At 56.0% G+C, this 13,282-nt stretch carries 11 protein-coding genes and 1 tRNA gene; 6 read left to right on the plus strand and 6 right to left on the minus strand.

The annotated features are described in order from the left end of the window. Position 1 precedes the first annotated feature (1 nt). The 4 genes from U2W12_RS08805 to U2W12_RS08820 all read right to left on the minus strand — a co-directional run bounded on the left by U2W12_RS08805 (position 2) and on the right by U2W12_RS08820 (position 5,911). Positions 2-2,542 (minus strand): DEAD/DEAH box helicase family protein, encoded by a 2,541-nt coding sequence (locus U2W12_RS08805; protein WP_326500303.1) that lies wholly within the window; start codon positions 2,540-2,542, stop codon positions 2-4. 156 nt (positions 2,543-2,698) lie between these two features. Beyond that, positions 2,699-2,774, minus strand: a tRNA-Thr gene (locus U2W12_RS08810). A gap of 132 nt (positions 2,775-2,906) precedes the next feature. Further along, the gene (locus U2W12_RS08815) at positions 2,907-5,075 is read right to left on the minus strand and encodes a YgiQ family radical SAM protein (protein ID WP_326500304.1); all 2,169 of its coding nucleotides are present in this window, start codon (positions 5,073-5,075) and stop codon (positions 2,907-2,909) included. Then, positions 5,072-5,911 carry a spermine synthase gene (locus tag U2W12_RS08820; RefSeq protein ID WP_326500305.1) on the minus strand — a complete coding sequence of 280 codons (840 nt, stop codon included), beginning with the start codon at positions 5,909-5,911 and terminating at the stop codon, positions 5,072-5,074. Before U2W12_RS08820 ends, U2W12_RS08815 begins: the two co-directional genes overlap by 4 nt. Positions 5,912-6,085: 174 nt before the next feature. On the opposite strand from U2W12_RS08820, the gene U2W12_RS08825 reads away from it, so the two are divergent. The 4 genes from U2W12_RS08825 to U2W12_RS08840 all read left to right on the plus strand — a co-directional run bounded on the left by U2W12_RS08825 (position 6,086) and on the right by U2W12_RS08840 (position 9,464). Beyond that, the gene (locus tag U2W12_RS08825; RefSeq protein WP_326500306.1) at positions 6,086-6,469 is read left to right on the plus strand and encodes a hypothetical protein; all 384 of its coding nucleotides are present in this window, start codon (positions 6,086-6,088) and stop codon (positions 6,467-6,469) included. 9 nt (positions 6,470-6,478) lie between these two features. Continuing rightward, positions 6,479-7,144 (plus strand): DUF2760 domain-containing protein, encoded by a 666-nt coding sequence (locus U2W12_RS08830; RefSeq protein WP_326500307.1) that lies wholly within the window; start codon positions 6,479-6,481, stop codon positions 7,142-7,144. Continuing rightward, on the plus strand, positions 7,141-9,003 hold the full coding sequence (locus U2W12_RS08835; RefSeq protein ID WP_326500308.1) for an Hsp70 family protein: 1,863 nt from the start codon (positions 7,141-7,143) through the stop codon (positions 9,001-9,003). The genes U2W12_RS08830 and U2W12_RS08835 overlap by 4 nt, the downstream gene beginning before the upstream one ends. An 89-nt stretch (positions 9,004-9,092) precedes the next feature. Continuing rightward, positions 9,093-9,464 carry an NGG1p interacting factor NIF3 gene (locus U2W12_RS08840; RefSeq protein ID WP_326500309.1) on the plus strand — a complete coding sequence of 124 codons (372 nt, stop codon included), beginning with the start codon at positions 9,093-9,095 and terminating at the stop codon, positions 9,462-9,464. A 21-nt stretch (positions 9,465-9,485) separates the two neighbouring features. Here U2W12_RS08840 and U2W12_RS08845 read toward each other — a convergent pair whose 3' ends face one another. Further along, complete coding sequence (locus U2W12_RS08845; RefSeq protein ID WP_326500310.1) at positions 9,486-9,836, minus strand: DUF5329 family protein; 351 nt, start codon at positions 9,834-9,836, stop codon at positions 9,486-9,488. Positions 9,837-9,959: 123 nt separating this feature from the next. Between U2W12_RS08845 and U2W12_RS08850 the strand changes: the two genes are divergently transcribed. Then, positions 9,960-10,937 (plus strand): hypothetical protein, encoded by a 978-nt coding sequence (locus tag U2W12_RS08850; protein WP_326500311.1) that lies wholly within the window; start codon positions 9,960-9,962, stop codon positions 10,935-10,937. Positions 10,938-11,181: 244 nt separating this feature from the next. Here the strand turns inward: U2W12_RS08850 and U2W12_RS08855 are convergent, their stop codons facing one another. Beyond that, positions 11,182-12,153, minus strand: a complete 972-nt coding sequence (locus U2W12_RS08855) for a hypothetical protein (RefSeq protein WP_326500312.1) — start codon at positions 12,151-12,153, stop codon at positions 11,182-11,184. Positions 12,154-12,365: 212 nt separating this feature from the next. Here U2W12_RS08855 and U2W12_RS08860 point away from each other — a divergent pair. After that, positions 12,366-13,282: integrase (locus tag U2W12_RS08860; protein ID WP_326500313.1), on the plus strand; the 917-nt coding region annotated here is incomplete at its 3' end.

A 13,282-nucleotide genomic window follows, 5' to 3' on the forward strand; every position in this document is an offset into this window, starting at 1 on the left:
TTTAGGCGATTTCCTCGTAGAGCGCGGCTTGCAGTTCGTGCACGGCGTGTTCGAAATTGGCTTTGCCGCCGAATTGTTTGATCAGTTGGATGGGCATCCCCATGCTATTGAAGGGTGCGATTTCGAGTATTTTGACGTTATCCAGGCCGGTAACGACGCCTTCGTCCTGGTATTTGTCCAGCAAGGCTTCCAGCACGGCGCGCGCTTGCTCGCCATATTGGGTGAATACGTCGCGTTTTTTGACGTTGTTAGCGCGCTCCCGGCGGGTCAGCGCCGGACGGTCGAAGGCGATGTGGCAAATCAGGTCGAAGGGATCGAGGTCCTTGCCGACTTCTTCCAGCAGCGGATCGAGCAACAGACCTTCTTCGGCAAGTTCCTCGATGATCGCGTCCTTGCGCTCGGTGTTCTTCCAGCGTTTCAGGAATTGGTCCAGACTGGCGTAGTGGGCGCGGATGGTTTTACGTGAATAGTCGCGCAACGATTCGGTGATCAGCTTGCCGTTTTCGTCGAGGTATTCGATACGCTCTTTCAGCACGCTAACCGGTTTGCCTTTGACGCGGTATTTGGGCGCCGGCTCTGAAATCACCGGCGGTTCCTGGCCGCCGGGCGGATCGGCCAGGATTTCCTCATCGTTGCCGGGCTGCTCGGGAATCGGCTCGTCCGGATCACTGGACGGCGGAATGTCGTCGGGCGGGGTTACCGGATCGTCCTCGGCCGGTTCATAGATTTGTACCGGTTCGCCGTCGAAGGCTTTGTCGGCAAAGTGTGCGCTGGCTTGGCGAAAGTCGATCAGGGTGAAATAGAATTTCTTCAGGTCTTCATACAGCCGGGTGCCGCGTCCCAGGATTTGCTTGAACTCGGTCATCGAGCCGACCGGACGGTCGATCACGATCAATTTGCAGGTTTGCGCATCCACACCCGTCGACAACAGGCGCGAGGTGGTGACGATAACAGGATAAGTCGATTCCGGGTCGATGAAGTTATCCAGTTGCGCGGTGCCGGCCGCATCGTCGCCGGTGATGCGCATGATGTAGCGTTCGTTCTTCAGCACTTCGTCCTGATTTTCCAAAATCAGTGCCTGACGCATCAACGCGGCGTGTTCGGTATCGACGCAAAAGACGATGGTTTTTTGATGACGGTCGCCGCTTTGTTTGAGGTAATCGGAAATCCATTTAGCGACGCGTTGGGTACGGCTGTCGATGATAATGGTGCGGTCGAAGTCTTTGATGTTGTAAATGCGGTCATCGATAACCATGCCGTTCTGGTCTTTTTCGCTTTTCTTGGGACGGTAGCCTTCGACATCGATGTCCAGATGGACTTTGATCACTTTGTAGGGCGCGAGAAAACCGTCGCTGATGCCCTGCTTGAGCGAGTAGGTATAGACCGGTTCGCCGAAGTAATAGATATTGGAAACGTATTCGGTTTCCTTGGGGGTGGCGGTCAGGCCGATCTGGGTAGCCGGTTTGAAATGCTCCAGAATCTCGCGCCAGGCGGAGTCTTCGGCGGCGCTGCCGCGATGGCATTCGTCAACAATGACCAAATCGAAAAAGTCGGGCGAAAGTTCGCGGTAAATCTTTTGCCGCTCTTCCGGGCCGGTCAGCGCTTGGTAAAGGCCCAGGTAGATTTCGTAGGCGGTATCGATGCGGCGTTTGTTGTCGATGGCGGTGGTTAAATCGATGGAGGTGCCGTCGTCGCGTTCGATGGTCTTTGAATTGGTGCTGAGCTTGGCCATGGCTGGACCGAACGGTCGAAAGTCGTTGACCATCGTTTGGTTGATCAGCACGTTGCGGTCGGCCAGAAACAGCACTCGCTTTTGATAAGCCCCATCCCTGGGGCTTACCCTGCGGGCATCCTGCGGATGCCCAAATTCGCTCCCGACGAATTTGTGACCGTGTTGGCGCCAGTTCGATTTCCAGAGGCGCCAGATGATTTGGAAGGCGGTATAGGTCTTGCCGGTGCCGGTTGCCATGACTAGAAGAACGCGCTCTTGACCCTTGGCGATGGCTTCGATGGTGGCGTTGATGGCATTGCGTTGGTAGTAGCGCGGCTCTTTTCCGCTACCGTCGCCGTAATAGGGCTCCAGAACGATGCTTTCTTGTCCGGAGTCCAGCTTTTTCCAAATACGGTAGTTTTGCCATAATTGGCCTGGGCTTGGAAATTGTTCAAGCGTCAGGTTTTGTTCCAATAAAATGGACTTACCGGTTTTGTCGTGAAATAAAAAACCGTCGCCGTTGCTGGAGAATACAAACGGTACGTCCAAAGCGGCCGCATAATCCAAAGCCTGCTGCATCCCGTCGCCGACCGAGTGGTTGTTATCCTTGGCTTCGATTAAAGCGATGGGGATGTGCTGATAATACAGAACGTAATCGGCTCGCTTGGCTTTGCCCCGCGTAACCAGTCTGCCGCGGACTATGATGCGACCTTTGGTGAAAAAGACTTCCCTGCGGATCTGCGTTACTTCATCCCAACCAGATTGGATCAGGCTTGGGGTAATGTACTTGGCGCAGATGTCGGATTCACTGAGATTTTTTTTGGCCATCATCGCATCGAAACTTATCCTAAAACCGATGTCGTTAAATATCTTGTGATGGAACTGCCTTCTGAGAATCCCCTTTTTATTAAGGAGCTTCAGATTTTTTGGAGTGTAACCCCAGAAATAAAAAAGGGTTTAGATTTGCATCTAAACCCTTGATTTATCTGGAGCTGGCGATGGGACTCGAACCCGCGACCGGCTGATTACAAATCAGCTGCTCTACCAACTGAGCTACGCCAGCTAAGAACCGGTAATTATACAGAATAATTTGATTCTGACCAGCACTTTTTGAACGCTTGAAATCGGGCTTGATGGCTCAAGCCCGATTTCATTTCGAAAAATCAATCAAAATCATATTTGTACGCACAGAAAATCATTTCGACCTCTTGGCCGCGCGCGGGTTGACGCCAGTACGCTCCCGTTTTTTCCCGATCAATCCCGCTTCCTGTCCGGTGTGCTTGGTCCTGAAGTGTTGCACCCTTTCGGTAGGGACGCCGGTGCCTTTGGGCTGGAAGGACGGGATCAGGTGGTACTTGCCGTTGCCGATCAGGTCGCTGCGCCCCATCTCCTTCAATGCTTCGCGGAGCAACGGCCAGTTGTTCGGGTCGTGGTAGCGCAGGAAGGCCTTGTGCAGACGGCGCTGTTTAACACTTTTCGGGATGAAAATCTTGTCGGCGCCGCGACCGACCTTATGTAGCGTGTCGAGGCCGGAATGGTACATTGCGGTCGCGATCGCCATCGGCGACGGCAGGAAGGCCTGCACCTGGTCGGCGCGGAAGCCGTGGCGTTTCAGCCACAGGGCCAGATTCAGCATGTCGAGGTCGGTCGTGCCGGGATGCGCGGCGATGAAATAAGGGATCAGGTATTGCTCCTTGCCGGCTTCCTTCGAATATTTGTCGAACATCTCCTTGAAGCGGTCGTAGGTGCCGATGCCCGGTTTCATCATTTTCGACAGCGGGCCCTGCTCGGTGTGTTCGGGGGCGATTTTCAGATAGCCGCCGACATGGTGTGTGACCAGTTCCTTCACGTATTCGGGTGAGGTGACCGCAAGGTCGTAGCGCAGACCCGAGGCGATGAATATTTTCTTGATGCCGGGCAAGGCGCGCGCGCGTCGGTAAAGCTTGATCAGCGGCGTGTGGTCGGTATTCAGATTCGGACAGATGCCGGGGAACACGCAGGAGGGCTTACGGCAGGCCGCCTCGATCTTCGGGTCCTTGCAGGCGAGCCGGTACATGTTCGCGGTCGGGCCGCCCAGGTCCGAGATGTGGCCGGTAAAGGCCGGCGAGGTGTCGCGGATCGCTTCGATTTCGCGGATGATCGAGTCTTCCGAACGACTCTGGATGATGCGACCTTCGTGTTCGGTGATCGAACAGAAGGAACAGCCACCGAAGCAGCCGCGCATGATGTTGACCGAATGCTGGATCATTTCGAACGCGGGAATGTTCGCCTTGCCATAGGTCTTGTGCGGCAGGCGCGAATACGGCAGATCGAAAACGCCGTCCATTTCCTTGGTGGTCAACGGGATCGGCGGCGGATTGATCCAGACCTGGCGCGGACCGTGCTGCTGGATCAACGGGCGCGCATTGCCGGGGTTGGTTTCGCCGTGCATCACCCTGGAGGCATGCGCGTACAGAATTGGATCGTCCTTGACTGCCTCGTAGGCGGGCAGGCGGATCACGGTGTTCGCGCGCTGGCTTCTGAGCAGGGTCTTGTCGAATTTGATCACGCTTTCGCCCGCCGCAGCCTCCGGCGCTTTGGTCTCGCAGGCCGGCTGTTCCTGATAAGGATCTTGCGGCGGCATCAGCGCTCCCGGCTTGTCTACTTCGGTCGAGTCCTTGACCGCGTAACCGGCCGGAATATCCTTCACGAAGTGCGCGGTGCCGCGAATGCCGGTAATGTCACTAATCGCTTCGCCATGCGCCAAACGATGAGCAATTTCGACAATCTGCCGTTCGCCGTTGCCGTAAACCAAGAGATCGGCCTTCGAGTCGAGCAGAACCGATTTCTTGACCGTATCGGACCAGTAGTCGTAATGCGCAATGCGGCGGAGGCTCGCTTCGATGCCGCCGATGATAACCGGCACGTCCTTAAACGCTTCGCGGCAGCGGTGCGAATAGACGCTGACTGCACGGTCGGGACGCTTGCCAGCCGCGCCGTCCGCGGTGTAAGCGTCGTTCGAGCGGATTTTTTTGTCGGACGTGTAGCGGTTCACCATCGAATCCATGTTGCCGCCGGTCACGCCGAAAAACAAGTTCGGACGACCGAGCTTGCGGAAATCGTCCACGCGGGTCCAGTCGGGCTGCGAGATGATGCCGACACGAAAACCCTGCGCTTCGAGCACGCGCCCGATCAGCGCCATGCCGAAGCTCGGATGATCGATATAGGCATCGCCGGTCACCAGAATGATGTCGCAACTGTCCCAGCCCAAGGCATCCATTTCCTGCTTGCTCATCGGCAGTTCGGGGGCCACGCCGAAACGCTGCGCCCAAAATTTACGATAGCCGAATAAATACGGCTCGGCGGAAAAAGCAGGATGGGTCATTTTGTGATTACTCGGTTGATAACGCTGGAATTGGATTTGATGAGGGCTTTCAGAAAGCTTGAAAAGTCGAGACCATAAATTTGTTCGAGCGCTTCCGCCCGGCTGCGCAATGTCTTCAGCGAATACTGCGGAGCGCCTTTGTTGAAGGCCAGAGCGATGATATTGTCATGGGTTTTGATCGGCAAATACAGCACCCGCTCCTGAAAGGCCTTATTCAGCCAATCGCAATAGGAAGCGAACAGATCCTTGTCGGTATTCCATAGATTCACGACCAGCATGCCGTCATCCGTCAGCAAAGCGCGGCAGGCATCGAAAAACTCTATGTTCGACAGCGATGGCGACATGCCGTCATGATCGAAAATATCGACGAACAAGAGACAGAAATAGCCCTGTAAAGTTTCAGAGCGGCGGCGCACGTAATGGCCGCCGTCGTCCAGGATCACCTTCAGGCGCTTGTCCAGCGGCAGGCCGAAATGGCTGCGCGCGACCTTGACCACGTCTTTGCGGTACTCCACCGCAACTAACCGGCAATCCGGAAAATGATATAATAGGTGCCGGGCGAGCGAACCGCCGCCCAAACCAAGTAGTAGCCCATGCTCCGGAGCGTTTTTAAACAGCATCCAGCTATTCATCGCGCGCAGATAGGCCAGCTCCAGATTTTCCGGATCGTCCAGGCGTATGCTGCTTTGCCTTGCGGAGGAACCGAAGTGCAGCGACCTGACGCCGTTTTGTTCGACCACTTCGATGACGCCGTCGTCATCGTGGCTTTGATAAATCAGCCGGCCCTTGACTTTGTACATGCCTTTGTCGCAAGTTTCCAATATACTGTCTGTCATTATACCCCAAGATGTTTTTTAACCTATTGAATTTATTGTTTTCAACGGCAAAGCACCGGGCAATATACCGCTTGAAAAAACGCGTATCGCCCTAATATCGCTTCGAACCGTCCGCTCCTGCGCAGCAGGTCAAATCGATTGCTTATTTTCCCTTTAATCATCCCGAGAATCATCATGAAACAGTTTCTTTTGCTTGTTTTATTGTCTTCCTCCTTCGCCGTTTTCGCTGACGACCCGAAAAACGAATGGCATAACACCTCCTTGTCCGATGCGACGATCAAGAAAATCCAGGAATCCCAATTCGAATACAAAAAATGCGCGGATGCCGAAATGCGCAAAACCGCTTATCAGTCAATCGATGTGCGCAAAGGCGCCGAGCAGGTCGTCAAGCAATGCGAGCCGGTGCTGGCGAAGGTGCGCGACGTCTATGCGGCCGAAAAAGTGCCCGAGGTGATCATTGGCCGCCATCTGAAGCAGATGCGCATGCAAACGACCCGCGCGGTGCTGCAAAACCTGATGTTTGCGGCCGCCGCCCGCGAAGCCGGCCAAGCCAAATAAGGAGTGATTATGAATATGCAATATGCAATCGATCTGTCCCTACGACCGACCACCTTTGACCTTTGGCACGTTTGCCTGGCCGGAGCCGCCGCCGTTTTGGCGCTGATCCTGATCTTCGTGCTGTTGTCGATGTTGATCGCGATGTCTCGATGCCGAAAGAAACATGCCTGCACGGCAACTGTTGCGCCTGTCGTTGCGCCAGCGCCGGAACCGATCGTGAAGATCGTCGAGAAAATCGTCGAAGTCGAAAAAATCGTGCCCGGCCCCGCGCCGGAGCCGGTGATCCTGAAAGAATCGACCCCGGACGCGGCGCTGCAATTGCTGGGGCTTTTACAGCAGCAGGCGCGTTTCATCGACTTCATCAAGGAAGATCTGTCCGCCTTCAACGATGCGGACATCGGCGTCGCGGCGCGCGTCGTGCACGAAGGCTGCAACAAGGTGATTAACGAGCACTTTACCCTGGCCACCGTGCGCAGCGAACAGGAAGGCGGCAAAGTCACGCTGCCGAAAGGCTTCGATGCGGCGAGCGTGCGGCTGACCGGCAAGGTGACCGGCGAGGCGCCGTTCACAGGCACGCTGGTGCACAAAGGCTGGCAGGTCACGCAAATCCGCTTGCCGAAACTGACGCAAGGCTATAACGCCAATATCATCGCCCCGGCGGAGGTGGAATTATGAGCGAAGACAATCAAGCGATTGAAACCGGCCCGCGCTTTTCGGTCGGCATCGACCTCGGCACCACCCATTGCGTGTTGTCCTATGCCGACCTGAGCAAGGTCGAAGACGACGACTTCTCGCCCGAAGTGCTGGCGATTCCTCAGCTGACTTCGCCCGGCGCGGTCGAAGACAAACAGCAATTGCCTTCGTTTTTATATCAGGCGCATGAGGCTGAACTGGCCGAAGGTTCGACCGCCCTGCCCTGGTCGCAAAAACCGGATTATCTGGTCGGCGAAATCGCCCGCGCGCTCGGCAGCAAGACGCCGATTCGTCTGGTCGCGAGCGCGAAGAGCTGGCTCTGCCATGCGGGCGTCGATTGCAAGTCGCCCATTCTGCCGAGCGATGCGCCCGAGGAAGTCGAGCGCGTGTCGCCGTTCGCGGCGACCACCGCGTATTTGCAGCACATGCATGATGCCTGGCGGAATCTCCATCCCGATACGCCGCTCGAAGATCAGGACGTGGTAATCACCGTGCCGGCATCGTTCGATCCGGCCGCCCGCGAACTGACCGCCGAAGCCGCGCGCGCGGTCGGCCTGGGTCAGGCAATCCTGCTGGAGGAACCGCAGGCCGCGCTGTACAGCTGGATCGAGCAAAGCCACGGCGACTGGCGGAACTATGCGCAATGCGGCGACATCATCCTGGTCATCGACATCGGCGGCGGCACCACCGACCTGTCGCTGATCGCGGTGACCGACAACGACGGCAACCTCGAGCTGACCCGTGTCGCTGTCGGCGATCACATCCTGCTCGGCGGCGACAACATGGACCTCGCGCTCGCCTATACGGTCAAAGCCAAGCTCGAAAAAGACGGCCGCCGGCTCGAACCGTGGCAGGTGCAGGCTTTGACGCACAGCTGCCGCGATGCGAAGGAGAAAATCTTCAGCGATGCGGCGATCGAGCAACTGCCGATCGTGGTCGCGAACCGCGGTTCGTCGCTGATCGGCGGTGCCTTGCGCACCGAACTGACCCGCGACGAAATCAATCAGGTGCTGGTCGAAGGCTTCATCCCGAAGGTCGGCGCCGCCGACCGGCCGGTGGTCAGACCGCGTACCGGCCTCAGAACGGTCGGCCTGCCTTATGCGCAGGATGCCGCGATCACCCGCCACCTGGCCGCCTTCCTGGCCAAACAGCAAAGCGCTGCCGCTGACCTGAAAGACGTCAACCTGCCCAAGGATGCGACCTTCCTGCATCCAACCGCAATCCTGTTCAACGGCGGCGTGCTGAAGGCCGAACCGTTGGCCGGACGCTTGCTCGAGGTGTTGAATGCCTGGCTGACAGAGGAAGGTGCGCCCGAGGCAAGACTCTTGCCCGGCGCCGACCTCGATCTGGCGGTCGCGCGCGGCGCGTCGTACTATGGCGTCGTCCGCAAAGGCAAAGGCGTGCGGATCAAGGGCGGTACCGCGGCGTCGTATTACGTCGGCGTCGAAAGCGCGATGCCCGCCGTGCCCGGCCTGCCGCCGGAACTGCAAGCCTTGTGCATTGCACCGTTCGGCATGGAAGAAGGCACCCGGGAAGAACTGCCGGACGACGAATTCGGGCTCGTGGTCGGCGAAGCGGTGCGCTTCCGTTTCTTCGCCTCGAACTCGCGCCGCGACGACCAGGTCGGCGAGCGCTTGACCTATTGGAGCGACGAAGAACTGACCGAACTCGACGAGATCGAAGTGACGCTGCCTCCGGAAAACCGCCGTCCCGGCGAAGTGGTGCCGGTGCATCTCGGCGCGGCGGTCACCGAAGTCGGCACGCTCGAATTGCAAGCGGTTTCGCAAAAGGACGGCCAGCGCTGGAAGATCGAGTTTGACGTCCGAGCGGGAGAAAATTAAGCCCGAAATCCACGGCCGGACGGGTTTTGTAAACCCGTCCACACGTTTTATCGTAACTTCGAAGCTGGCGTTAAACTTTCAGGACGGGGTTGAAAAACCCCGTCCTGCCGAAAGGTTATGCGGCGTGCCCTGAAAACTCCATGTACCAACTCTGTTTCTACGTACCTGAATCGCACCTTGAAGCGGTCAAGGCAGCGCTGTTTGCGCAGGGCGCCGGCCACTACGAGGCCTACGACCGGTGCTGCTGGCAGGTGCGGGGCGAAGGTCAGTTTCGGCCGCTGGCAGGCAGCCGACCGCATGTCGGAGAAAGCGACAGGCTGGAAAGACTGGCGGAATACAAGGTCGAGATGATCTGCCGGAACGAAGTAATTCAAGCCGTTGTGCAGACCCTGCTGGCCGTCCATCCCTACGAAGAGCCAGCCTATCATTTTTACAAAATCCTGACCGCCTCGGACCTATAAAGACTCCGACTCCGGCGCATCTTATTGCCGGTACCGCTTCAACTCTTCCAACAGCCAGCGATCGCTGTCCTGGACTTTTTTATCCCCGCAAAACACCCGGTATTTTTTCCCGCTCATCTCGCTCTTCGTCGCGCTCAGCGCGATGAAATCCTCCGCCGTCGTAATCTCGTCCTTGAAATGAGCGTATTTCTTTCGGATATGTTCGGCTGCTTCCTTGCCGCCGTGCATCTTGCCGTTGCGCTCGTAACGGCATTGGGTCCCTTCGACAAATTGTAATAGGTGAGCTATTTCCGCAACGGCTGTTGCTGCCTGCGCCGTTGCCGCGAAGCCTATCGATAATAAGAAAATGAAACGTTTGCAGATCATGTTCATGGCTGTTTAAAGAATGAATTTATGATGTGCCACAGGGTCGAAGAGTTGTTAAAAAATGCCGCGTAACCCATAAGAGAGCCTCATTATCAATAATTTTTGCCCCGAAAAGCAAAGGGGAAGGACATGTCATCGAATATTACCATCCTGAAATGGCTGTTCGCGCTGGTTCTGATTTTTGGCGGCTTTGTGGTCCACAAAATCTTCGGCGTGCTGGCAACCGATCTTTCCGACAAGGAATATGTCTGGCTGCTGAAACTGATCTCGGAGTTTGGCTTGTTTACCTCAGTCGTGATTTCGGTCGGTTTTTTTCACCATTGGATCATCGCGACCGAAGAACGCCGGGAAACCGAAAAAATGTTTCAGAACGTGCTGACCCAATATATCGATGGCACCGTGATCAACGCCACCAAACGCGGCTTTGTCGGCATCACGAACAAAGAGCTGGATTTTTCCGAGCTCATGCACGGGCTTTATCCCGGCGATTATGTGTATTGGCTGATTACCTTTGATCCGCGCTATAAACATCATTGCCGGGAACTGGAACATGCCATCCGCAAGGGCGTGCACTTCCGGATGCTGATTTTAAAGGATTGCCCGATTTCCGAACTGTGCGCAAGTGAAATCATCGGCTACGGCACCGAGGAGTTTCGCCAATACAATCGCTTATTCCTGTCTTCGCTCGAAGATATCGCCGGACGCATCGATGACCGCAGCGAAGGGTCGTTGGGCGTTTTCGTCTATGACACGCTGCCGAGCATCCCGCTGTTCATCATCCTGCGCAACGCGCCGAAAATGCTGGAAATCTACAACAGTTTTTATCTCTCCGAACCGGTCGGCAGAATGCCGTATCTGCACTGGCAGGCTGAGCAAAAGACCAACGCGGAATATTCTTTTGAATCGGCTAACTGGAACATGCCCGACCTGTTCGCGGACTATTTCCAAAGACGCTGGTGCGCCGAGCGCAAAAAACTCGGATTGGCCGAAAAAGATAATTTCCCCTATCCGGATTTTCTCTATGCGCCGGCGTCGGCGAAGCAAAAATGCACGCAGCTTACCAGCGGATTGGGGAGTAAACAGAACGACAAGACATTGCCGAGTTGATTCGACAGGGTTCTTAGGCAAATCGCCGCCAATCTATGCATGGCTAAGTGTTGGGGCAGATTGTCACAACACTAGCGATGGCAATTCAAGGCGTAGCGACTACGATTACACCTAAGAGCTTCCCCCTTACTTAGCGGTCCGCATGGTAGGGTTTGTAAATTTTGTGATGGCTATCCGTCAATCTCATTTTCTGGTTCAGATGCTATGCATAAGAACCAGAAAGAGTCAGCTGTTAACGAAACCCTTAGTGTTTTTTCCGGCTTTTTTTGGAAACGGATTTTTTTATCTCGGGCGCTTTGGCAGGTTCAAAAGCTCGGCCTTTGATGCGCAGTTGGTCCGATAACTGTTTAACCGTATCATTCATCGCGGCGCGGGTTGCCTGTCCTAAGGCGCTGGCGGCAAAAGCGCTTTCGCCGCCGCCAATACCGAATACCGATACGCCGCTGCTGGCCGATTCCGCGGAGAAACTGCCGTGCGAAACGATGGTGCCGACCATGCGCCCGCTATTGGGCTCGACGACTTGCAAATCCAGTCCAACAGCGCCGGTACGGCGAGCCTTGGTATTTTCCCAGGTCGGATTTGCGGCCGAGACCGCCGCGCCGGCAATACCTGCGGCCGGCGTTCCGGAAATCGCTCCGGCAACTCCCAATACCGTTCCCGCCCAACCCAGCGAGCCACCCTGGCGCTCGTTATTAGCTTCCGCTACCTCGCTAAATTCGGTGACAGTGCCTTTAATCACGAAAGGCCCAACCTCGCCGGGACGTAATAAGCTCGCCGGATTATCCGCATTCTTCAAGTAATGATCGTAATCAATCACTACAATATTTCCCGAGTTGCCGAGGGCGCTCAACAACTGCGCGGCAATGCCTTTGCCAACTTTTTCGCTCATGCCCTCTAAGTGGCCTTCATAGGCGGTGGGAGCCGGGGTGCCGCCGCGCGGACCAATCCAGCCGAACGGCCCCCATCCGGAATAATTTCCTCTGGATTGCCCGCTGCTCGGGGGCGGTCCGCCGGCGGAACCGCCCGTGCCGACCTGCAAGGGTTCAACCGTAACGACGTAGATCGGCTGAGCAGAATCAAAGGGGATGTGCACTGTTTCAACCTGCATCGAAGTCGGAGTAGCCGACGTGGCCTGGACGGAATTTTTGTCTACCGTTGCTGTGCAACCGGTAATTAGCGTCAAGCCAACGCTTGCAATCAATACTTTTAACCTCATATTCTCTCCCAAAAATAAAATTTTTGATTTTTCCGACGGCGTTCGGAAAACTGACAGGTTCACAACCTAGCATAGACTAGCATTTGTAGTGCAATGATCCAAGTCTGGTCGTCAGGGAGCGAATTGCCTCAAATTAAAAGTAACCCAAGACCTCGGTAAAAGAGGGTCGTTGCCTCACATTGTGTGTAACCGAACAGCATCGGATTACAGCAATGGGAAAACACGAACGACGCGCTTATTTACAAGCCATCCAAAAACGCTATCGACAAAGCGAGAGAGCGGCGAAACAAACGATCCTGAACGAGTTTTGCGAGGTCTGCGGCTATGCCCGCAAGTATGCGATTCGCTTGCTCAATCGCAAAATCGATAAAGCCAGCGCATCGCCCAAACGGCCCGGCCCCAAGCGAAAATATCAAGCCGAGGTGCTGATGGAACCGTTGCGCCGCATCTGGTTCGCCAGCGATCAATTGTGCGGCAAGCGCCTGAAGGCGGCGATACCAATCTGGCTGCCGCACTACGAAGAGCAGTACGGCCCCTTGGCTGACAGCCAACGCGCCAGCTTGCTGAAGGTGTCGGCCGCGACCTTGGATCGCTTGCTCAAACCCTTGCGCGTCCAGCATCCCAAAGGCCTGTCCGGCACCAAACCCGGTTCGCTGTTGAAAGCCCAGATTCCCATTCGCACCCAGCATTGGGACGAAACCCAGCCTGGCTTCGTCGAAGCCGATACCGTCGCCCACTGCGGCACGTCTTTGGCCGGTGATTTTGTCTGGAGCCTGACGATGACGGATATCGTCACCGGCTGGACCGAATGTCGGGCGACCTGGAACAAAGGCTCGCAAGGCGTCTTGGCGCAGATTCAGGCCATCGAGGGCCTATTGCCGTTCCCTTTGCGCGGCTTCGATTGCGACAACGGTTCGGAATTTCTCAACCAGCATTTGTTGCGCTATTTCACCGATCACCCGCAACAACCCGCCTTCACACGTTCCAGACCCTATAAGAAAAATGATAACGCCCACGTCGAGCAGAAAAACTGGACCCACGCCAGGCAATTATTCGGCTACGACCGGCTGGACAAAGCCGCGCTGGTGCCGCTCATGAACGAGGTGTACAGCTCACTTTGGTGCCCCTT

The sequence above is a fragment of the Methylomicrobium sp. Wu6 genome (assembly GCF_035916875.1).
Taxonomy (GTDB): domain Bacteria; phylum Pseudomonadota; class Gammaproteobacteria; order Methylococcales; family Methylomonadaceae; genus Methylomicrobium.